The sequence below is a fragment of the Methanoregula sp. genome (assembly GCF_049690535.1).
In the GTDB taxonomy this organism is placed as follows: Archaea; Halobacteriota; Methanomicrobia; order Methanomicrobiales; family Methanospirillaceae; genus Methanoregula.
Genome location: NZ_JBAVMX010000084.1, coordinates 1 through 19,855 on the forward strand (window position 1 = coordinate 1; position 19,855 = coordinate 19,855).

Below are 19,855 nucleotides of genomic sequence, written 5' to 3' on the forward strand. Positions count from 1 at the left end.
GTTTGCCCGTGGAGAACAGACAAAAAAGAGCGATGTCGATGTGCTCGTTGACTTTGCACCGGGATGCGCCACGCTCCACAACTTTATCGGGCTTTCGGATTATCTTGAAGCACTGTTTAAGCGCAACGTGGATCTCCTTACCGAACCTTCGCTCTCGGACCTGATCCGGCCCTGCATCGAGCAGGATGTGATCTGGATTGAAGGATGACCGGATTCTCCTGATCCATATCCACCGGGAGATCCTTTTTCTTACAAAAATCAGCACCGGCCGGACGTATGAAGATCTCTTGAACGACGAATAGTATGCCCATGCGGTGATCCGGGCAGTCGGGGTGATCGGTGAAGCCGTAAAGAACCTCTCCGCACCGCTCAAAGACGCTCATCCCGAAATTGAATGGCGGGAGATTGCCGGCATGAGGGACAAGGTGATCCACCGGTATTTCGAGATCAACTGGCAAATTGTCTGGAACGTCATCACCGAGGATCTCCCGGCAATCCGGCAATCGACCCAAAGATTGCCGCTCTGAAAAGAGAGACCGGCGCCGCTTCCGGTACGTCATAGCCTTCCCGCAAGGATACTCAGATCTGGTATTGTCAGGAAAAGCCCCTTTAAAAAATATCAGACACCTGTTGATACCCCCGGATTTTTTTCCGGTCGAATTTTTTTTGGCCGAAAATTTTTCCGGCAAAATCCGGAATGTCCCGGAAATTTTTGCGCTGACCGGGCGGTCACCGGAACAGCACCCGCCCGCATGCAGACCATCTTCAATTATTTGCACCTGATCACGCTCGGGGCTGCCGGCCGCAAAGCACCCCACCGCACGTTGCCCGTCCCGCACATGTGGCTTATGCCCCGCCACAGATCAGCTTCTTCAGAAACCCCTGCCCTTCCGGTGTCGAAAAAAGCGGGAGATCGCGGTCAGCCGTAACCATGCTCCGCATCACCGTCACGTGCTCTTTTGTGATCGGGTTGTAGCCTTCTTTTGTGATCTCCTTTTTGCAGACAAGCACTCCCCGGCGCTGCCAGACCGGCGTCTTTGCGAGATTGACACCCCGCTTATGCATCATCTCGTGGAGCTCCTGCGCCGGCATCCCCTTGAGCTTTCGTGCCGCGTCGGTCCCGTCCATCCCTTCACTGATCAGCGCCTGCTGGCAGTAGGCGTTCAGGTGGTTACGCCACGCCTCGTCCTGCCGCCCGGTCATGTACTCGATCGCGGACTCCGGGGTTGCCTGGACAATCCGCGCATCAAAGGCAAGCGGTTCTTTTGCACCAAGGGCAAGCGTGAGGGCGCTTGCCGCGTACGAGGCGGCCACCGAATCGATCTTCTCCACCCGTCCCGAGAAGGGAAGCCCGGTAAGGTACAGGCTGATCTCGTCCGAGAACGTGTACGCAAAAACCGGGGAAAGGCCGCTCTCCCCGACCAGCAGCCGGCAGACTTCGACCATCGCATTATTGAAACCGTCATCAAAAGGTTTCGCAAACCCGAACCTCGAAGTCAGCCCGTGGAACGCGCGGCCATCAAGACGGACAAATACCGGGGAAACGGTGGTAAGATTCGAAAAGATCTCCCGGTTTTCCATAGAACACACCATGTTTTTACGGGAGAAAGAAAAGGGGGCAGTCCCGCACCACCCGCACTATCGTGACTGTCAAAAAATCCGGTTTTATTGTTCTTCCTCTATCGAGCCGGATGCAAACGCGCCCGGCAGGTGGCGGATAAGCACAATATCATCGATGGCGCTGATGATCCGGTAGGGGATCTTGAGGCCTTTGTAGTTCTTGAGCTCGAAGAGCTGGTCGTTTACCTTGCCCACGACAAGCGATTCGATCTTCTTCGAATCCACGTCGATGACAACATCCTCGACTTCACCGATGTACATGCCCTTGTCCGTGTAAATCGAAAGCCCGAATAAATCAGTAATCTGGGTTTCCATCGTTATCAGATGAAAGTATATACCATATGGGTTAAAAAGATAATCCATACTTTATGGATGGGTCTCTTCGGATCGGGCGGCTTTTTGGTATCCCGATCCTGCTTCACTACACATTCCTGCTGGTCATCCCGCTGTTTGCATATATCATCGGCAGCCAGATCGGCACCACGACGGATATGCTCAGGGACATTTTCCGGATCCCGATCGACACGAGCATTATCACATCGGGACTCATGCCCTGGATCCTCGGGACGGTCGTCGCGCTCGGGCTCTTTTTCGGGGTGCTCGTCCACGAGCTTGCCCACTCGCTCGTGGCCCGGGCAAAAGGCATCAAGATGCAGAGCATTACGCTCCTGATGTTTGGCGGCGTCGCCCAGATGGACGAAGGGGCGCCGGAACCCAGAACTGAGCTCCCCATGGCGCTTGCCGGGCCGTTGATGAGCCTCGTCTTTGGCCTCATCTGCTGCGGCCTTGTGTACGTCACCCCGGATATGGCCACTGACACCCCCACACAGGGAGTTCTTATCTTCATCTTCGGGTACCTCGGCGTGCTCAACATTATCCTCTTTGCATTCAACCTGATCCCCGCTTTTCCCATGGACGGCGGCCGGGTGCTCAGGGCAGTGCTCGCGATCCGGATGCCACTTGACCGTGCGACAAGGATCGCGGCCAATGTTGGCAAGGCATTCGCCGTCATCTTCGGGATTATCGGGCTGTTCTTCCTCTCGCCGTTCCTGATCCTGATCGCGCTTTTTATTTACATCGGTGCGAGCATGGAGTCCACGGCGGTCCAGTATAACGTCCTGTTACAGGATGTGACCGTGGGCAACATGATGACTGCCCCGGTGACTACGGTGCCCGAAAACATGCCGCTTTCAAAGGTGATCGATATGATGTACGCGAGCAAGCACCTCGGTTTCCCGGTCACCGAGCGCGATTCGCTCGTGGGCATGGTGACGCTCGCGGACGTGAACCGCACCTCGCCCATTGACCGCGAGGCTATGCAGGTCAAGGATATCATGACCCGGGATATCATCGCCCTCCCACCCACAGCTTCGGTAATCGATGCTCTCCGGATCATGTCCACCCGGAATATCGGCAGGATACCGATCGTGCACGAGGACCGGATTGTCGGGATCGTGACCCGGACGGATATCCTCAAAGTTACTGAATTAAAAAAAGTTTAGACATGATCTAATCCCGGCTGTTATATGTACGCCTGAACTCTCAAATCCTTTTTCCCGCATAACTATTTTGAAGATTACTCCCTATAATAATCAATAATTCCTGATGATCCTGTCAGAATTCTGCACATCATGATATCCGTCATCATTCCGGCATACAATGAAGAGGCCACCATCCGGCGGTGCCTCTCTGCCCTGTCCAGCCAGACCGTTCCCCGCACGTCCTATGAACTCATCGTCGTGGACGGAAATTCCAGTGACCGGACACGGGAGATTGCAGCAGAATATGCTGACCTCGTGTTTATCCAGGGATCTGAACGGGTCTCCGGCGCGCGAAACGATGGGTTTGCCCGGGCGAAATATGATATCGTCGCAACAACCGATGCCGACTGTATCGTTTCCCATGACTGGATTGAACAGTGCCTTCGTTCATTCGAGGATCCCAAAACGGTCCTTGCATTCGGCCCGGTGACCTCCATTAAAGACACTTCAAAAAACCGGCAATATGTCCTGCTCTTCGATATCCTGATACGGTTCGGGGCGGCGACCCGGATGTATTATTACACGCTCGGCTGTAACACCATCTTCCGGTATGACGCCCTGAACCGCATCGGGCTGTACAGGATTATGGACGCCGGGGACGATCTTGAAATAGCGACCCGGATGCGTAAAGAGGGAAAAGTCATCTTCAATTCTGACATGAAAGTCGGGTTTGATTTCCGGAGATACGAGCAGTACGGGTTCTGGAAAACAATCTATGAATGGTATCGTATTGTCCTCGACGGGGGGATCTCCAAAAAATATACGTATACCCGGCGGGAATATACGAACCCTGCGCCGGACGATGCGCCACGAACAACCAGGCCGCCGGAATAAGGACGGGCATGACAGGCCCCAAAAGACCGGGGGTCACCCGGTTTTTTCGGGTCCATTCTCTTTTTCTTTCTTTCCAAGCTCGCGTCTGAAGATTGCAAGACCTGCAAGGGCACCGAGAATAATATTCAGGTAGAAGGTAACAAAACGCCACAGGATCACAAAGATCCCAAGCATTCCCGAGGGAACGATCAGCGCATACAGTGAGGTGGCGGAGAGCTCGGTGACACCGGATGAACCAGGTGTGAGCGGGATCATCATGATGATGGCGATCAGGATCTGGAAGAAGAAGGATTCAAGAATGTACGGCTGAAGGCCAAGGCCCATCATAATGACCGACGCGACCAGGAATTCACTGATCCAGAACAATCCTGTCAAGACCCCCCCGGCAAGCAGCCCCCGGCGGGCTGAACCCGTAAATGTCTTTAATGTCATAAAAAAATTGTCGATCTCGCGGTCAACCCGACCGGATATTCCCTGATCCGGCCCGGACGACCGGAAGAACCGGGGGGCCAGCCAAGTGATCAGCCGCACGATAAAAGATTTTGTTTTTTCGGGATATTTTATGGCAAGAACCGGAACAAAGAGGATACTGATCATGAAGATCCATGCGATAATAACAAGGATGACGAGCGCGGGACTGAACGTATGTAGGAAGTACTGTGTCATCAGTGCCATGATCAGGAGACCCATGACGGTCAGGATGATCCCGTCAAGGAACCGTTCCATGACCACCACTGCCGTGGCATCACCGAGTTTTACTCCTGCCCGGTAGAGTTCATGCACCCGTACCGGGTCGTTTCCCATCTGCCCTGGGGTGATGGTCCCGGCAAGCAGCCCGGCAAGTACCATGTTCACACAGTTCGGGAGAGATACACGGTAGCCAAGCGAATCTGCCATCAGCTGGATCCGTACACCCCAGAGCACCAGCGCAAGAAAACGGAAAAGGATGGCAAGTCCGAGGAACAGGAGATTAAACGAGAGGATAGATACGATCGTTTGTTTGTTGAAGGTTGTCGCGAATATAAAGATAAGAACGGATAGGCTGAAGAGGAGGGTGAGTGCAAACCAGCCACGTGATGATAGTTTCACCATAGTTCTCCCGACTCCCGGGTGTCTCCCTTCGAGCGTTCTAGTCAATTCGCATTGTCAGGTTGTAATGATTTGGATGGAATTTTGGGCTGCTCTGTCATCTGGTGCAGCAGCACCTGTGCAAATCACTTCTCCCCTATCCGACCCCCATCTCAAAATAGAGAGCATACAGATCCTATTTTGCGTCAGAGAAACTGATATTTTTTATGAAAAAAATGAATTGGGTGTTGGGGGTCGGATAGGGGAAAAGTGTCAGGGGTATGGCATATGAGGTATTTACAAGAGCAAAAAATACACTGGAGATTGATTAGGGTCACCGGTTCTTATCGAACACCAATGTACTAATCAGACCTCCCCATTGTGAGGATTCCATGGTATTATTCCAAAATTGTAAACGGTAATTGATCCGTCGCGGGGGCATCCCTTCGGGGGGCGGGGGCGTTCATCGCAATTGGAACATGGACGCATCAGGCCGCAATACAATCAACGATGGAATAGAGATCGAAAATGGATGGGGATTACTGATGAGCGGTATGACTCACGAATCTTTCTTTTTTGTATCAGGAAAAAACGAGATAGACCGAGATTATGTGAGTGTGTAACCTTCAACTCAACCCCATAGTGCACTAATTATATCGAATATATTAGAACTGCATCAATCCATCCACCGCCGACTTCCCCGCCACCTTTCGGTATGCTTCGAGACCGGCAAACGGCCGTTTCGCGATCACGGCAGCCACCCGTTTCTTCCCGACGCCGGGTAGCCAGCGGAGTGCTGTTGCGGGCAGGGTATTGACGTTGAGCGGGAGCGGGAGTGCGGTGATCGACCGCATCCCCCAGTCCACCACGACCACATCGATCACGGTGCGGACGGGAAGGTTCACCGGGATCCCCGCGAGGATGGGGTATGAGCCCGGCTGCCGGCCAAACGAAAGTTCCCCGGAGACCTCGATCCGCACATCGCGGAGAATGGTCCCGATCGGGAACACCCGCTGGAGCATCGGCAGATCGATGTTCTGCCGTACAAACTCCTTGAACGCCTTAAAACGCCGCTCGTTTTTCCCGAGCGTATTGTCCGTATACGCCGGAGTCCCCTCAAAGGGCATCACCTGCCGGATGTTGACGCGCCGGACCATGAGTCCTGCCGCGAGCACACGGGAAAGGAACTGCTCGTTTTTATCGTAGGTCGCCGCCGTCTCTCCCGCAAGCCCGCAGACGAAGTTGAGGCCCGGCAGCAGCTCGGGGATCCCGTCCCGGCGCATTCCTCCGACTTCGTTTACGATCTCTATGGCCCGGAACACTTCGTCCGGCTGGGCCTTGAGGTTGTTTGCCACGATCACGGCCGGGTCGGCGGTCTCCATCCCGAACGCGGCGACATCACCGGGCGTGTGGTGCCGGCAGATCGCAGCAAGAGCATCCCGGCTCTTCTCCTCGTGCCGGGCGATGGTGGCCGGGTTCGTATTGTCGATGTGGAGCGTTTTAAGATCCGGGGCTGCATTCCGGATCCCGGAAAAGAGCGCCTCGATCAGGTCCGGCCGTGGTGCAGGGTACTCCCCCTCTCCTGCACCATAGGCAAGGATATCCGGCTGCCGGCCGACCCGGAAGTGCCGGGCACCGTATGATGCAAGCGCCGCAACTTCGGCCACGACACCCGAAACAGACCGGTACCGGGGCCGGCCGTAGAATGGCTCGGTACAGAACGAGCAGCCGCCCGTCGCCCCGTGGGAACAGCCCCGGGCGGTCTCAAGCTCACACATCACGTACGGGTAGTCCGGGTGCTGTACGATGATGCCGGCCCCAAGAACGCTCCACGGATCGATGCAGGTGTAATCGAATGCACCGGTGGGCTCGGCCCCGGTAAGGTACCGGTCAAGCGCCACGGCAGGCTCACCGCTCAGCAGTGCATCGAAGCCGGTGATCAGCTGCCGGACGGCTTTTTTCCCGCCCTCCCCGGCATACCCGAAACTGATGGGGCCGCCGATCAGTTTCTTTGAGGCCCGGATCATGTGACCCACCTGCTGGATCTCGGTTAAGGTGGCAGGGGTGCCGCCAAGGTATTTCCCCGGCACGGTGACACCGGCGATCATCACGAGCAGGCCGACCCGGTTCATCGTCATTGCCAGCTGCGGATCGCTCCTCAGCTGGTCGATGGTGAGGTACCGGACGGAAAAGCCGTGAGCGGCAAGCGCTCCGGCGACCGTTCTGATATACGGTGAAATATACGGCGGGACACCAAGGCACGCGGGTTCGTCCACGTACCCGTCGAGGATGACCGCTTCCCGGTTTTTATCTTCGTCAGCAGTCATGGCCGATCAGCGTAAGGAGATTTTTTGCCCACATCAGTTTCCCGCGCTTGACCGGGTCGACATTCTTATCGTCAAGGTCAAAGCCGATGAGTGTAATCGTTTTCGCACCGAGCGCGTCGGCCGCAAAGACCGCACGGTCGCCATCGGAAAAACCGCCGAAATTGTGGACATGGGGGAGCGGTGTGCTCTGCGTGGTAGCGACAAGCGGGCCGGTGAATTTTTTCACCCAATGACGGAGGAGCGGCATATTGTCGCCGTGCGCATGGACGACCACGATCGTTCCCATCGCGTTCATCTCCAAAAGCAGATCGGTTGCCCCGTCAAGATCCGTGAAGACCGCGTCGGGCCGGATACCGTGTGAGAAGAGGACATCGGCTGCTGCGTCGGCTGCAAAGACCACGCTCCCCGGGGGGATGCGGCCAAGCTCCTTTCTGAGGCAGGGAGCGTTCCCGCAGACCACGACATTGTGGTCCCTGACAAGCCGGGAGAGTGAGGGAAGATCATCGCGGGCGGTCAGGGTCGCAAGCAGTGCAGCGGCATTCTCATCATCTTCACGGGAAAATCCAAAATACTCGAGGATCTCGCGGTAGTGGGGCTCCCAGAGAGAAAAGTCCATGCGGTCACCTGCACATGAGGGGAGAGGAGGGCGTTTCCCTGCCCTCATTCCTCATTTTTCTTTTCCTCGTTTTCAAGGCCGACGAGGTTCTTGAACTTCTGGAGGATCGGCTCGATCGTGATGTCAAGGAGTGCCACCTTGTCGGTCACGGTCCCGAAATAATGGAGCGGGAGGTTTGCTGCCGCCATGTTCGGGTGGCCGCCTGCATCTCCCATCTCCCCGAACGCCTCGGCAAGCGCGTTCCCGATATGGAGCCGGATGTCCCGGTTCCGGGCCGAGATCGCGATCGCGGTATCGGTGATCCCGTACACGAGCGCCGTATTCACGCCTTCGAGCGTGATCAAGAGGTCGGCGGCCTGCGGGAGTGCATCGCGGTTCATGACATAGCCGACGTTCGAGAAGAGGTACCCGCTCTGGATCTTCCGGTTCTGGATCGCCTTTCCTATCACATCGATCGTCTCCTGCGACATGGACGGCGACATGATCTTGTCGAGGAGATCTGCATCCGTGAGCGGGAGAAGGAACCCGGCGTTCCCGAGATCCTGCGGCGTGACGTTCCTCTTGAACTCTTTTGTGTCCGTGCGGATACCGTAGAGGAGTGCAGTCGCGACCCTCTTATCGACCGGGATATCGAGTTCCTGGAGATACTGGGTCATGATGCTCGCGGTCGCACCGATGCCGGGCCGGATATCCGTGAATGTGCCCTGCCCGGTCGCGTGGTTCCCGTCCTTGTGGTGGTCGATGATGATATGGATTTTTGTCTGAGCCGGGACGTCGTTGTTTGCCCCCGGGCCCGAACAGTCTACCATGGCAAGGTACGAGCACTTCTGAAGTGCTTCGGGCGTCAGGTGCTCCATCTTGATGTCGAGGAGGTTCACAAACGTCCGGTTTTCCTGGTGCCCGATGTTTCCTTCGTAGAAGATCCTGGAGGTGAGCGTCTTTGAGTTTGCGTGATGTGCGATCTCGGCAAGGGCCATGGCACTTGCGATCGCATCCGGGTCCGGGTTTTTGTGAGTGATGATCCCAAGGATACCGTCCCAGCCGGCAAGGAGCGAGAAAAGTTTTTGTGAGATCCGGCTCGCGTGCTGCTTCTTGATCTGGAAGACGGCGGTCTTTGCAACGACCTCCTGCGGGTATATGACGAGGTCCACACCGGCGGCCGTAAGTTTGCCGCCGGTTACCGGGTCGACAGCCCGGGCGATCACCTGCACGGCCGGGTACCGTTTTTTTATGGCAATGACAGCGGCAAGGTTGGCATCCGCGTCGCCGGTCATCACAAAGGCGATCTCGAACTCCGGGAGCCCGACCAGCATATCGGATGACGTAATGTCCCGTACGTACCCGTCGTATTTCTGATCGCGGAGGTGGCGTACGCGCGACTCGTCGCGGTCAACGACGATCACGCGCTCGTTTTCCTTCGCGAGTTCGAGGATGATATTGTAGCCGTTTGTACCGCACCCAAGGATGCAGTATTTTATCGGAGCTGCCGACTCAAATGCGGCGCTGTCAGGCATATTAGAAGAAGATGTACCACGCCCACGTATAAAGGGATTCTCCGGCCATCCGGATTCACAACTTCCAAAACATTTATTCGGCTGTAACAGCCACATTATTAGGCTACGTGGGTCTGTAGCTTAGTTCGGCATAGCGGCGGACTCTTAATCCGCAGGTCAAGGGTTCAAATCCCTTCAGGCCCGCTTTTCCTTTCATTGTTTCCTGTTGTATCTGTTTTTTAGCATTCGCGATCGTTCCTGACGCTTCTCCTTTCACCAGAACTCGTAGGCCCCCATGCCGAGATTGCCCCAGTACCAGCTCTGGTGGAGAACCGATCCCGTTGCACCCGGCCCGGCTGCACCCAGAGCCGTAAGAAGCGGCATAAAGTGATCGGGGTATGACTGGGCGTGGACTGCCGACGGTGCGAGTTCCCGGTAGTGCACCAGACTGTTTTTATCGCCGGAAGTCACTGCACGGTTCAGCCATTCGTTAAATGCGATTGCCCGGCGGTCCGTGGGGAACCCTTCACCCAGTGCAAATACCGGGTCGCCCAGCGGGTGGACGGCCCCGCCGCTCCCGAGGATGAGCACACCCTCGTGCCTGAGGGGGGCAAGTGCTTCCCCGAGTGCGAGGTGACGGGCCGGGTCAAGGTGACCCTGGATGGAGAGCTGGACGACCGGAATGCCGGCCCCGGGAAACATCAGCCTGAGGGGTATCCATGCCCCGTGATCGAGACCACGGCCGGTGTCGGTTTCGCAGGGGATCCCTGCAGTGTCAATAAGACCGGCAACCCGGTGGGCGAGGTCCGGCGCACCCGGTGCCGGATACGAAATCCAGTAGAGTTCCTCCGGGAACCCGGAGAAATCATGGATGGTTTTTGGGGCCGTCACCGCATTCACGGTTGGCCGGGTCGTGTTCCAGTGAGCGGATATACAGAGCACTGCAGCGACGCCCGGGTAGCGTTTCCCAAGCCCGCCCAGGAATTTGCAGGCCGGTACCTCCGGTTCGATCGCCAGGGTCGGAGCACCGTGCGAGACAAAAACGGTGGGAAGGGATACCGGTGTCATGGCTGATGGTTGATCCGCCAGGCAAAAAAAGCGGCGGGTTGTGGCCTATCATTTCTCCCACCCACGAAGAGGGTAGCACATGATATATTATAGCAAACGGGAAAGGATTACGTGGAGCAGTGAGATCTATAATGGAGTTTTCAGGGAGCAGGACCGAGAAAAATGTCCTTGCAGCATTTGCCGGGGAGTCGCAGGCCCGGAACCGGTACAGTTACTTTGGCAGTGTGGCAAAAAAAGAGGGCTACGAGCAGATCGCGGCCGTTTTTTTGCAGACCGCTGAAGAGGAAAAAGAGCACGCGAAACTTTTCTTTAAGTCCCTCAAAGGCGGGATGGTGGAAATCACCGCCGGGTATCCCGCAGGTGTGATCGGCACCACACAGGAGAACCTCAAGGCAGCTGCGGACGGCGAGATGATGGAGTGGGGCACGCTGTACCCGACCTTTGCCACAACCGCAAAAGAGGAGGGCTTTGTCGTGATTGCCAATCTCTTCCGGCAGGTAGCGGTAGTCGAGAAGTATCACGAGCAGAGATACAACCGGCTCCTCACAAACCTCGAAAAGGGGACGGTGTTTAAACGCGACACACCGGTAAAGTGGTATTGCCGGGAGTGCGGATACGTGTATGAGGGGACGACAGCCCCTGCACAATGCCCGGCATGCGGTCATCCCCAGGCATATTTTGAGATTTACGCGGAGAATTATTGAACCGGCATTTCTGATTTTTTTTATATATTCAAAGAGGCAGCACTCCTCCGGTCGATCAGAGGTTTTCTGGTTTATGCCGGGGATCTCACCGGATCCAGCCCATCTTTACCCACCGATCGTACTCATCGGTGCGGAGATCTCGGTTCTCTTCAACAATTGACCGGAAGTACGCACGGTTGTCCACAAGGATTGCCTCCTGCACCGGATCGGCGTACCCGTCCCGGATCGCTCCGACCAGTTTTTTCCCGAGCGCCCGGGCGGCAGGTTCCGCCGCATCCACGGCTCCCGCTTTTTCCCCGGTGGCAACGCTGATACCTCCCACCGATACCACGCCAAGGTAGTTGAGAACATGGGTGAGATAAGCAACCGTCTCATCGCCACCGGATTCTGCGGTGGTCACAACAGCACACCCGACTTTCCCGGCGAATTGCTGGTAATGGATCGCGTCCGCGAGCCGGTCGAAGAACACCTTTATCTGGCCGGTAACATTGTCGATATAGACCGGTGAGCCAAAGACAATGGCATCTGCATCTTTCATCCGGGCCAGAAGAGCCGGGACATCGTCATCGTTGACGCAGATGCCGTTAAGGGTACACGCATCGCATGCGGTGCAGGGGATGATCCGGCAATCGGCAAGGTCGATCATTTCTGTCTCTGCACCGGCGGCCGCTGCTCCTTCGAGGACAAAACCGGCCAGTTTCCGTGTGCTGCTCCGGATTGTCCGGGGACTTCCGTGGATGGCAAGGATCTTCATGGGGGTGGCTCCGTTGTGTACCTGAAATTGGGCGGGAAAGAATATGAGGGAAGTGGATACAATTTTCCCCGTAAATTCCCGGAAACGATGCCGGCGAACGGGTCGATGGCGGGGTTATCCGGATTTTTTTGTACAAAACTCAAACACGCACTTTTTGTCATCGGGAGTGTGTGCCTCGTGGGGCCGTTTTACGAGTGTCGGAGAAAGAAAACCGGCGGCCATCAGGTGCCGGGTCAGCTCTTGCCGGGGTATCACCCGGGGTGGCCCATGCTCGTCCGGGGCACAGGAATCTCCATCATCGATCCCGAGCGTGGAGCCAAAGAGGTTGCCGCCGGGCCTGAGTGCCGCCCACGCGTTGTTCAGGTACCCGCACAGCTCGTCATCGTCTGCGATCACGTGGATGACGGAACCGGAATAGATGGTGTCAAAGGTCTCTTTCCCAAACAGGAACGTACCGTTCACGACAAAGAGATCCCGGATCGATTTCTCATCACGGTACAGATCAAACCCGAGATTGATACTCTCCCATGAAAGATCGAAACCGGTGATCTGCGCCCGGGGGAAACCATCGCGGAGGAGCTGCCGGATATTGTCACCGGTGCCGCAGCCATAATCGAGGAACGGGCCGGTGCGTTTAAGCATACGGGCATAGAAAAAATGACTCCTAATCCGCGGCTCGCCAAGGATCGAGAGGATATGCGGGTACGGGACACCGTCCTTTTCGTACTTCCCGATGAGCTCGTCGCAGTAACCATCAGGATACGGGACGCCAAGGGCCCCGATCCGGTGCATTGCGGCAGAAAGTTCGCCTGCAAGCGTTTTTCCATCCCGGAACCTGCGGGAATGTGCGGCTGGCATGATTGATGAAGTGTTGGCTCCCGATAGACTTTGAAGGTTGCGGGTGGCTGAGGGCCGGGAACACGGTGGAGCAGGACAATTCTTTTTTAGCGTTCTGCTACTCTTCCATGTCCGGCAGGTTCAGCCGTACATCCCTATAATCGGTGTACTTTGTGAGCAGTTCGACAACAACCGGCAGCGGATCGCTGAAGATACCGGTCAGATCCATCTCGCCCGGTTCTTTTGGGACGAACGCGAGATGTTCTTCTGGCGGTGCAAACTCCGCGTGCACGTCCGCCCGGTTCCCCCGTGCATCTGCCCGGTACCAGCCGTACTCGTCAAGCCAGACCGCATTGAGGCCGTGCAGGTAGAAGGCCGGACCGGCATCGCCGTGGTTTTTAAGGCGCTGGTAGCAGAGCCCGGCAGGGATCCTGTTGGCCCGGAGCAGGGCGGCAAGCAGGTGGCTTTTTGCAAAACACCAGCCAGTCTTGTGCTCCAGGACCGAAGAAGCCGAAAGGGTGACCGGATTTATCTTGTAGTCCCCGCTGTGCCGGATCTCATCGCGGACAAAGGTAAAACAGGCCTTTGCGATCTCCTCATCGCCCGTGCAGCCTTTGGCAAGGGAGAGTGCTTTTTCCCGCACTGCCGGGTGGTCGCAGTCGATGACGGGGGTGGCGCGGAGGAATTCTTCATGACCGGTATGCTTCATAGTACGGGAGATTTGGATACGGGAAGATAAAATGAACGCGGGTGACGGGCTTTCCGGAAATTAACAGAAGTCCTCGGTGATATACACCTTGTCGTCCGCTGCAATGGCGACACCGATCCCCTCGCGGTCAAATGTCGGAGTCAGGATATTTTTCTTGTGCCCCTCGCTGTTCATCCAGCCGGTCACCGTGGACTGGGCGATCTCCTCAGGCGTGCTCCACGCATACGTGTAGAGGCCGTTCTCGTACGTCACCGACGTGTAAAGGTTGTTCTGGAAGAGGTTCTCCGCGATCCCGTAGGTGTAGTACGAACTGTAGTTCTTAATGCAGGTATACCCGCTGGCGTTTCCCCGGTCGGTCGGGCTCCCGCCGGCCAGGTCCGTGTGCGAGAAGTAATTGTTCTCTGCCATGTCAGTACTGTGCCCGAGAGCGATCGTGGCAAGCGCAGCATCCGTGGAAAGCGGGGCAAGGCCGTACGCCGCCCGGTGAGTATTGATCAGTTCGTGGATCCGGTCGGCGAGCAAATCCGTCTGGATCGTGTACAGATCGTTGGAAAGTTTTCCCGCCACGGATGTGAATGACGGAGAAAACGTCGTCACCGTGGTGTCCTGAACGGCAGCCGGGGTGACCGGAGTTGTATCCGCAGGTGTACCGGCCACCTGCTGTGCCGGGGTAACCGCCGACTGGATATAATCCTGTGTCAGGCCGGGAGCGGGCAGGGTTGCCAAGGATGTTGTCGTTATTTCAAGTTTGGCAACGGGAACACCGGGGGTTTCGGTTCCTGTCGGGGTTTCCGGAGCCGTGCCCACGTTTGCCATAATGGTTCCCCCGGGCTGCACGCACCCGCCCATGAGAATAAACAGGATGACAATGATAAGGAGCACGATCGCCACGATGACGATTCTGAAATACGGGTGCTGCCACACCGGTACCCGTAATGGTTTTTTGCCTTTCGGTGCCGCTGCGTATCCGCCACCATAGGCACTGGCCCCGCCCGCACCGTACCGGATGCCAACGCCCGGCGCCGGGGTCTTTTTCCATTCTGCAAGGCCGGTGCACGCGTGGTTGGGCGGCAGCCGGTGCTCATCGCAGAAATTCCGGCCGCAGTACTGGCAGTGGAACGGGAGCGAGACATTTTTCCCACAGAAGTCGCAGCGAGGCATTGCTCTTTCTCACTCTCACCCGGGAACTCATAAGAGCTCCGGTGGAGAGAGATGAGGTAAAAAAGGGGGTGACCGTACCTGCATTCTTCCAGGATATCATCTCCGACGGAGAGGGGGCCAGGCCGGATCCGTGACCGGAGGGTTCCAGTGGAAATGGTGCCAACACGCGACAAAATTATTCATATAAACGGGTATTTTTGGAAACGGGGCATTTATAACAGGAAAAAACCGTGCAAATTAGAAACGATCCTTTCATCGCGAAAACGGGACAGATGAATTGGTCATGCGGGACCCTTTGAAGGGCCAGGAACGCGATTAAAGCCGAAAAATAAAGGGGGTTCCCGGGCAGGTAAAATGGGATCGAGTTTTTCCTGGAAATTCCTGGGATCGACGGCGATTTCATTTCTATGCGGGAAACAGGGGCATTTGCGTGGCAGGATAGGGCGATTTTTCGGCTGTTCCAGAACCATACATAGCTATTTGCGAGGTCTCATCGCATGACGGGCGGTGATTCCAGAGTACTGGCAAGGTTCCCTCAATTACGACACCGTGGGTTATGTAGGAATTTCTCTTGTATGAACTTAGTTTTAAAAATCTCCCGTCACTTGCAACTTAAGGTAAAAAAATCAACCTGTTCCTCTCCCCACCTACCCAAAAAAGATCCGGAACCGGCATCAGAATACAATCTCTTCCCGGGCAAACCTGATCTTCGGCCCCGGCTTGTCCGCCGCGTACCCGATCGGGCAGAGCATCACCGGTGTGAGATGTGCCGGTATTTTGAGGATCCGGGAATATTCCTTCGGGTTAAAACCGCCCATAGGACAGGAATCAAAACCAAGCGACTTTGCGCCGTTCAGGGCGTTCCCGAGCGCGAGATAGGTCTGCGCCTGCGACCACGCGGCCTGCTGCTCCTTGGACATGCCCGCGGCAAACAGTGCTGCCATGCCGGTCACTTTTTCGATAATCTCTGCCGGTACATGGTTTTTCTTCATCAGTGCCCCGAGCCTCTTTACTAAACTGTCGTAATCTGAATCTGCGCAGAAGACAAGCAGGTGCGAACAGGTCGTGATCTGCTCCTGGTTGTTCGACGCCGGCCGAAGCGTCTCTTTCGTCTTTTTGTCTGCCACCACCTTGATCTTCCAGGGCTGGATGTTCAGGGCCGATGGCGCAAACCGCACCAGTTCCAGCAGCTCGTTCACCTTCGCTTCGGGAATTGCCCTGCCGTCAAACTTCTTTGTCGCATACCGCTGCATCACGCAATCTGCAAACTGCATTCTGTCACCACCGTGATATGATCCGATCATCCACCGCCCGGACGTAAAGGGTTTCTCATGGCCGTGTGGCACGTCATCGAATCCGCATAACCCAGTGCGTTGTGCGGGTCGGCATTAGAGCCGGAAAAAACCGATCAATTGCCTTATGCTTCCCGGTGCCGAAATAGACAGGACATGGGACGCTTTGTGCGGGGCGATGTGATCCTTGCCCCGGTTCCTTTTGAAGAGCGGCACGGTGCGAAGACCCGGCCTGCCGTGGTCGTTGCCGCACGGGAGAACGGGGACGTCTGCGTCTGCCCGGTCAGCAGCAGGCCACCGACCGATGCGTCGTTCATCCCCATCGGGCTTGATGATTTTGCAGAAGGCGGCCTCGATCTCTTCAGCGAGAGCTTTGTCCTCACCTCAAAGGTCACTGTACTCAGGGCCGGGGACGTGATCGGGAAAAAGGGCCGGCTCGCGGCCGATGCCATCGACGCGATCGGTGAACAGGTGCCACACCCGCCCGGTCCCCAAAAGAACCGGAAGGGTACCCGCCGATCCTTCCAAAAATAATAAACGCCGGTTTTTCCGTGACGGTCCGGCCGGATCAGTATCCTTAATATTCCCGGCATGGAGGTTTGAGGGAATGGATATCGCACACCGCCTCAAAGAGATAGAAGAGCATGTGGGCAGGCTCTCTCCCGTGCAGAAAATTCTCCTGGGTACCGACGGGTCGGTCACGCAGCTGCTGGAGTCGGTCACCGGCCACCCGGTATCGGTCCGGACCCGGGAACAGGCAGTCATAAAAGCCGATCCTCACGCCGCCGAACGCCTCAATATCACGCCCGACGATGCCGTGAATCACCGGATCGTGGAGCTCCTGGACGCAGCAACCGGGGAAGTACTAATCTACGCAAAATCGCTGACGCCGGTTGCCCGGCTTGCACCGGAGTTCCGGGACGACCTCATGAAGGCCGACATCCCGATTGGCAGGATTATCGAACGCCACCATATCGAGGCCCGAAGGGAGATCCTCACCGCCCGGGTAACTCCCGCAAAAGATGACGTGAGTGGGATCTTTTCGCTCTGTAAAAACGAACCGCTGCTGATGCGCCAGTACCAGATTATCCACGGCGGAAAACCACTTATTTTTATTGAAGAGCAGTTTCCGTATAACAAATTCCTTGACGAGCGCCGGGTGATCGTCAGGACGCCGTCGCGCCTTCACCTCACCCTCCTCGACATGAACGGGGGTCTTGGGCGGGTTGACGGAGGGATCGGGATCGCCCTTGACGACCCCGCGATCCTCATCGAGGCTCAGGCCAGCCCATCACTGGAAATCCACGGATGCGACCCCATGACGACACAACGGGTTCGGGACTGTGCAGAAAGTGTGCTCGCGAAAATACATGCAGGAAGCAGCGCGTCGATTACTGTGAGGGAACTCTTCCCGGCCCATACCGGCCTCGGGGGAGGTTCCCAGCTCGCGCTTGCCACGGCCCGGGCCTGCTGCGAACTATACGGGAAGACCATGACCACAGGAGAACTCGCCCGGATGGTCGGGCGTGGCGGAACCTCCGGTATTGGCACAGCCGCGTTCGAGCACGGCGGGTTTATCGTTGACGGCGGGCACCGGTTCGGGCCGGGCGGTGAAAAGACCGGCTTTGCACCCTCCTCCGCGTCAAAAGGAGTACAGCCGCCGCCGGTGCTCGTGCATCACGATTTCCCCGGAGACTGGCGGATCCTGCTTGCGACACCGGCGCTCCCGGAAGGGGCGAGCGGAATGAAGGAAGCCGAGATCTTCCGGAACTGCTGCCCGGTCCCGCTTGACGAGGTCAGGATGCTTTGCCACGAAGTCCTGATGCGGATGTTGCCCGGGATTATGGAACTGGATCTCGATCAGTTCGGTACATCGGTCAATACCATCCAGCAGCTCGGCTTCAAGAAAATCGAACTCTCCTTCCAGCCCCGGGAGGTGCCCGGGCTCCTTGACACGATGCGTGATGCCGGGGCGGCCGGGGCCGGTATGAGCTCTTTTGGCCCGACACTGTATGCAATCAGCGATACCGGGATGCAGGATATTAAACGGGCAGCGCAGTCATACATGCAGGACATCGGGGGCGGATCCACGCAGATCACCTCTGCACGCAACAACGGTGCAGCGGTTCGGATCGCGTAACGTTTCCCGGGCGCGAAGTTTCAGAGCACACGGGCATCGGCAGGCCCGGCACTTTGGGGCGCCCCTATTTCCCGATTGCAACAAGCATCTCTTCTAATGAGGGATACCGTGACTCGATGCGCTCCACCCGGCCGCCCGCTTCCGTTATGGCGGCAGAGCACGCGTTAAGGCCGGCCATATCCCCGGTATCGCAGGCAAGGTACCCGTCCTCTTCCCGGTACGGTACCTCGCGCCGGTCGATACGGGACGGGTCGGCGACGGAAAACCAGATCGTGTACGTAATCGAGCCGAACTGCTCGCGGAGTTCTTTCATGGTGCCGGATGCGACCACCCGCCCACGCCTGAGGATCATCACCCGGTCGCAGATGGCCTCGACCTGGAACAGGTTATGGGCCGAGAGCACGATAGTCCGGCCCTCATTTTTGAGTTTTTTTAAGTATTCGGCAATGAACCGGGATGTCATCGGGTCAAGGCCGCTTGTCGCTTCATCGTAGACGAGGAATTTCGGATCATGGATGAGCGACCGGGCGATTGCGGTCTTGCGCTTCATGCCCTTACTAAACTCGCCGAGTTTCTTGCCGTCCGGCTCAAGTGACAGGGCGGCAAAAAGCCGGCGGGTCCGCACCACGATCTCCTCCTTTGGGATCCCGTAGATCTCACCGAAGAATGCAAGGTAGTCTTCCGCGGTCATCGTCTCGTAGAGCCGGGACTCCTCGGGAAGGTACCCCAGCGTTGCCTTGAGCGCCACGGGATCCCGGACAACATCGATCCCATTTACCACGAGTTCACCGGACGTGGGGGCAATAAGTCCTGCGATGCACTTTAAAAGCGTGGTCTTGCCGGCCCCGTTGTGTCCGATGATCCCGAAGATCCCTGCGTCAGGAAACGAGAAACTCACATCGTCAAGAGCTGTAAAGCTGTCATAGCATTTGGTCAGGCTGCGGGCAGTGATCACGGCTGGTTCTCCGGCATGCACCGGGTTTTCCGGGCTTTTTATGGTAGTTTAGACTTGTGAGGAGGGGGACATATAGGTTGGGATGAGGACAAACCTCACATACTGATACAAAATTTCCCGGTCCTCCCTTGTCAGTACCGATCAGTATTTTACCCCGGTGCCCACACTACTGGTTATCACAGGTTTTTCCCGTTAAAAAAGGATCCGGGCGGATAATCCATGAGTGCAGGCAGGGACATCGCGACCATCGCACGCTGGGAGGTAAAAAAATCCTTCTCGATGCTTTCACGCGACGTCCTGCCGATTGCGATCATCCTTTTCGTGCTCCTGATCATTGTGACCGGTTTTGCCGCGCAGAGCGGCCTGCATATTCAGAACGGGATGTACCGGATCGGGGTCGATGACCCGCAGGTCGCTGCCCTTTTTGCCTCCGATGCACGTTTCACAGTATACGAGTCCGACGCCGCTTCACTTACCGCGAACCGCGGGGCGTATGATCTCATTATCGTGAACGGGCAGGCATACGCGAGCCCCACCGACAAAGGGAAATCGGCGCTCAATACGCTCGAACGGGATTACACGAAGTACGTCAATGGTGTCTACACCGGAGAGAACGATCTCTTTGCCGCGTACCCGCTCTGGATCGATGCGCAGACCGTACAAAGCGAACTCAATTTCACCACTCCCGGAAACGGCCAGTTCGTGCCGGCACCATCAGTACGGGGTCCCCCGGTCC

General features: G+C 56.7%; 20 protein-coding genes, 1 tRNA gene and 1 pseudogene. 9 read left to right on the forward strand and 13 right to left on the reverse strand.

Annotation, left to right across the window (positions count from 1 at the left end):
- Together WCE46_RS06100 and WCE46_RS06105 are read left to right on the forward strand one after the other, a co-directional pair.
- A partial coding sequence (locus WCE46_RS06100) for a nucleotidyltransferase family protein (RefSeq protein ID WP_424732812.1) occupies positions 1-208 on the forward strand: 208 nt, incomplete at its 5' end.
- A gap of 106 nt (positions 209-314) precedes the next feature.
- Entirely contained in the window at positions 315-527 is a 213-nt protein-coding gene (locus WCE46_RS06105) for a DUF86 domain-containing protein (RefSeq protein WP_424732813.1), read from the forward strand.
- A gap of 319 nt (positions 528-846) precedes the next feature.
- Here the strand turns inward: WCE46_RS06105 and WCE46_RS06110 are convergent, their stop codons facing one another.
- A complete protein-coding gene (locus tag WCE46_RS06110) occupies positions 847-1,581 on the reverse strand; it encodes a tRNA(His) guanylyltransferase Thg1 family protein (RefSeq protein WP_424732814.1) in 735 nt (244 codons plus the stop codon).
- A gap of 84 nt (positions 1,582-1,665) precedes the next feature.
- A complete protein-coding gene (locus tag WCE46_RS06115; RefSeq protein ID WP_424732815.1) occupies positions 1,666-1,935 on the reverse strand; it encodes a PRC-barrel domain-containing protein in 270 nt (89 codons plus the stop codon).
- Positions 1,936-1,988: 53 nt separating this feature from the next.
- Here WCE46_RS06115 and WCE46_RS06120 point away from each other — a divergent pair, with 53 nt between their 5' ends.
- Together WCE46_RS06120 and WCE46_RS06125 are read left to right on the forward strand one after the other, a co-directional pair.
- Complete coding sequence (locus tag WCE46_RS06120) at positions 1,989-3,122, forward strand: CBS domain-containing protein (protein WP_424732816.1); 1,134 nt, start codon at positions 1,989-1,991, stop codon at positions 3,120-3,122.
- A gap of 129 nt (positions 3,123-3,251) precedes the next feature.
- Positions 3,252-3,995: a glycosyltransferase gene (locus WCE46_RS06125; protein WP_424732817.1), complete on the forward strand. Its 744-nt coding sequence runs from the start codon at positions 3,252-3,254 to the stop codon at positions 3,993-3,995.
- Between the two features lie 33 nt (positions 3,996-4,028).
- On the opposite strand, the gene WCE46_RS06130 is transcribed toward WCE46_RS06125, so the two are convergent.
- The 4 genes from WCE46_RS06130 to WCE46_RS06145 form a co-directional block, all read right to left on the reverse strand.
- Positions 4,029-5,087 carry a lysylphosphatidylglycerol synthase transmembrane domain-containing protein gene (locus WCE46_RS06130; protein WP_424732818.1) on the reverse strand — a complete coding sequence of 353 codons (1,059 nt, stop codon included), beginning with the start codon at positions 5,085-5,087 and terminating at the stop codon, positions 4,029-4,031.
- A gap of 641 nt (positions 5,088-5,728) precedes the next feature.
- Positions 5,729-7,390, reverse strand: a complete 1,662-nt coding sequence (locus WCE46_RS06135; protein ID WP_424732819.1) for a radical SAM protein — start codon at positions 7,388-7,390, stop codon at positions 5,729-5,731.
- Positions 7,380-8,006 carry a 6-hydroxymethylpterin diphosphokinase MptE-like protein gene (locus WCE46_RS06140; protein ID WP_424732820.1) on the reverse strand — a complete coding sequence of 209 codons (627 nt, stop codon included), beginning with the start codon at positions 8,004-8,006 and terminating at the stop codon, positions 7,380-7,382. Before WCE46_RS06140 ends, WCE46_RS06135 begins: the two co-directional genes overlap by 11 nt.
- Before the next feature lie 44 nt (positions 8,007-8,050).
- Positions 8,051-9,520 carry a DHH family phosphoesterase gene (locus tag WCE46_RS06145; RefSeq protein ID WP_424732821.1) on the reverse strand — a complete coding sequence of 490 codons (1,470 nt, stop codon included), beginning with the start codon at positions 9,518-9,520 and terminating at the stop codon, positions 8,051-8,053.
- A 109-nt stretch (positions 9,521-9,629) separates the two neighbouring features.
- On the opposite strand from WCE46_RS06145, the gene WCE46_RS06150 reads away from it, so the two are divergent.
- Positions 9,630-9,703: transfer RNA gene (locus WCE46_RS06150), tRNA-Lys, on the forward strand.
- Positions 9,704-9,772: 69 nt separating this feature from the next.
- Here the strand turns inward: WCE46_RS06150 and WCE46_RS06155 are convergent.
- Positions 9,773-10,567, reverse strand: a complete 795-nt coding sequence (locus WCE46_RS06155) for a DODA-type extradiol aromatic ring-opening family dioxygenase (RefSeq protein WP_424732822.1) — start codon at positions 10,565-10,567, stop codon at positions 9,773-9,775.
- A 131-nt stretch (positions 10,568-10,698) separates the two neighbouring features.
- On the opposite strand from WCE46_RS06155, the gene rbr reads away from it, so the two are divergent.
- Positions 10,699-11,271, forward strand: a complete 573-nt coding sequence (gene rbr, locus WCE46_RS06160) for a rubrerythrin (protein ID WP_424732823.1) — start codon at positions 10,699-10,701, stop codon at positions 11,269-11,271.
- An 85-nt stretch (positions 11,272-11,356) separates the two neighbouring features.
- Here the strand turns inward: rbr and WCE46_RS06165 are convergent, their stop codons facing one another.
- The 5 genes from WCE46_RS06165 to WCE46_RS06185 all read right to left on the reverse strand — a co-directional run bounded on the left by WCE46_RS06165 (position 11,357) and on the right by WCE46_RS06185 (position 16,006).
- Positions 11,357-12,025, reverse strand: a complete 669-nt coding sequence (locus tag WCE46_RS06165) for a flavodoxin family protein (RefSeq protein WP_424732824.1) — start codon at positions 12,023-12,025, stop codon at positions 11,357-11,359.
- Between the two features lie 114 nt (positions 12,026-12,139).
- A complete protein-coding gene (locus tag WCE46_RS06170; RefSeq protein WP_424732825.1) occupies positions 12,140-12,883 on the reverse strand; it encodes a class I SAM-dependent methyltransferase in 744 nt (247 codons plus the stop codon).
- Between the two features lie 97 nt (positions 12,884-12,980).
- Positions 12,981-13,571, reverse strand: coding sequence for a transglutaminase-like domain-containing protein (locus WCE46_RS06175; RefSeq protein WP_424732826.1), 591 nt, complete (start codon positions 13,569-13,571; stop codon positions 12,981-12,983).
- Between the two features lie 60 nt (positions 13,572-13,631).
- Positions 13,632-14,732 carry a CAP domain-containing protein gene (locus WCE46_RS06180; protein ID WP_424732827.1) on the reverse strand — a complete coding sequence of 367 codons (1,101 nt, stop codon included), beginning with the start codon at positions 14,730-14,732 and terminating at the stop codon, positions 13,632-13,634.
- 674 nt (positions 14,733-15,406) lie between these two features.
- Positions 15,407-16,006 carry a nitroreductase family protein gene (locus tag WCE46_RS06185; RefSeq protein WP_424732828.1) on the reverse strand — a complete coding sequence of 200 codons (600 nt, stop codon included), beginning with the start codon at positions 16,004-16,006 and terminating at the stop codon, positions 15,407-15,409.
- A gap of 174 nt (positions 16,007-16,180) precedes the next feature.
- Here WCE46_RS06185 and WCE46_RS06190 point away from each other — a divergent pair, with 174 nt between their 5' ends.
- Together WCE46_RS06190 and WCE46_RS06195 are read left to right on the forward strand one after the other, a co-directional pair.
- Complete coding sequence (locus tag WCE46_RS06190) at positions 16,181-16,558, forward strand: type II toxin-antitoxin system PemK/MazF family toxin (RefSeq protein ID WP_424732829.1); 378 nt, start codon at positions 16,181-16,183, stop codon at positions 16,556-16,558.
- Positions 16,559-16,631: 73 nt separating this feature from the next.
- Positions 16,632-18,164: a beta-ribofuranosylaminobenzene 5'-phosphate synthase gene (locus WCE46_RS06195; protein ID WP_424732830.1), complete on the forward strand. Its 1,533-nt coding sequence runs from the start codon at positions 16,632-16,634 to the stop codon at positions 18,162-18,164.
- Positions 18,165-18,228: 64 nt separating this feature from the next.
- Here the strand turns inward: WCE46_RS06195 and WCE46_RS06200 are convergent, their stop codons facing one another.
- Entirely contained in the window at positions 18,229-19,119 is an 891-nt protein-coding gene (locus WCE46_RS06200) for an ABC transporter ATP-binding protein (protein ID WP_424732831.1), read from the reverse strand.
- A gap of 219 nt (positions 19,120-19,338) precedes the next feature.
- On the opposite strand from WCE46_RS06200, the pseudogene WCE46_RS06205 reads away from it, so the two are divergent.
- Positions 19,339-19,855, forward strand: a pseudogene (locus tag WCE46_RS06205) (PrsW family intramembrane metalloprotease); the annotation flags it as partial.

Coding starts and splice junctions, on each gene's coding strand:
- WCE46_RS06110 (WP_424732814.1), bottom strand. CDS start 1,581: ATGGAAAACCGGGAGATCTTTTCGAATCTTACCACCGTTTCCCCGGTA.
- WCE46_RS06115 (WP_424732815.1), bottom strand. CDS start 1,935: ATGGAAACCCAGATTACTGATTTATTCGGGCTTTCGATTTACACGGAC.
- WCE46_RS06120 (WP_424732816.1), top strand. CDS start 1,989: ATGGATGGGTCTCTTCGGATCGGGCGGCTTTTTGGTATCCCGATCCTG.
- WCE46_RS06125 (WP_424732817.1), top strand. CDS start 3,252: ATGATATCCGTCATCATTCCGGCATACAATGAAGAGGCCACCATCCGG.
- WCE46_RS06130 (WP_424732818.1), bottom strand. CDS start 5,087: ATGGTGAAACTATCATCACGTGGCTGGTTTGCACTCACCCTCCTCTTC.
- WCE46_RS06135 (WP_424732819.1), bottom strand. CDS start 7,390: ATGACTGCTGACGAAGATAAAAACCGGGAAGCGGTCATCCTCGACGGG.
- WCE46_RS06140 (WP_424732820.1), bottom strand. CDS start 8,006: ATGGACTTTTCTCTCTGGGAGCCCCACTACCGCGAGATCCTCGAGTAT.
- WCE46_RS06145 (WP_424732821.1), bottom strand. CDS start 9,520: ATGCCTGACAGCGCCGCATTTGAGTCGGCAGCTCCGATAAAATACTGC.
- WCE46_RS06155 (WP_424732822.1), bottom strand. CDS start 10,567: ATGACACCGGTATCCCTTCCCACCGTTTTTGTCTCGCACGGTGCTCCG.
- rbr (WP_424732823.1), top strand. CDS start 10,699: ATGGAGTTTTCAGGGAGCAGGACCGAGAAAAATGTCCTTGCAGCATTT.
- WCE46_RS06165 (WP_424732824.1), bottom strand. CDS start 12,025: ATGAAGATCCTTGCCATCCACGGAAGTCCCCGGACAATCCGGAGCAGC.
- WCE46_RS06170 (WP_424732825.1), bottom strand. CDS start 12,883: ATGCCAGCCGCACATTCCCGCAGGTTCCGGGATGGAAAAACGCTTGCA.
- WCE46_RS06175 (WP_424732826.1), bottom strand. CDS start 13,571: ATGAAGCATACCGGTCATGAAGAATTCCTCCGCGCCACCCCCGTCATC.
- WCE46_RS06180 (WP_424732827.1), bottom strand. CDS start 14,732: ATGCCTCGCTGCGACTTCTGTGGGAAAAATGTCTCGCTCCCGTTCCAC.
- WCE46_RS06185 (WP_424732828.1), bottom strand. CDS start 16,006: ATGCAGTTTGCAGATTGCGTGATGCAGCGGTATGCGACAAAGAAGTTT.
- WCE46_RS06190 (WP_424732829.1), top strand. CDS start 16,181: ATGGGACGCTTTGTGCGGGGCGATGTGATCCTTGCCCCGGTTCCTTTT.
- WCE46_RS06195 (WP_424732830.1), top strand. CDS start 16,632: ATGGATATCGCACACCGCCTCAAAGAGATAGAAGAGCATGTGGGCAGG.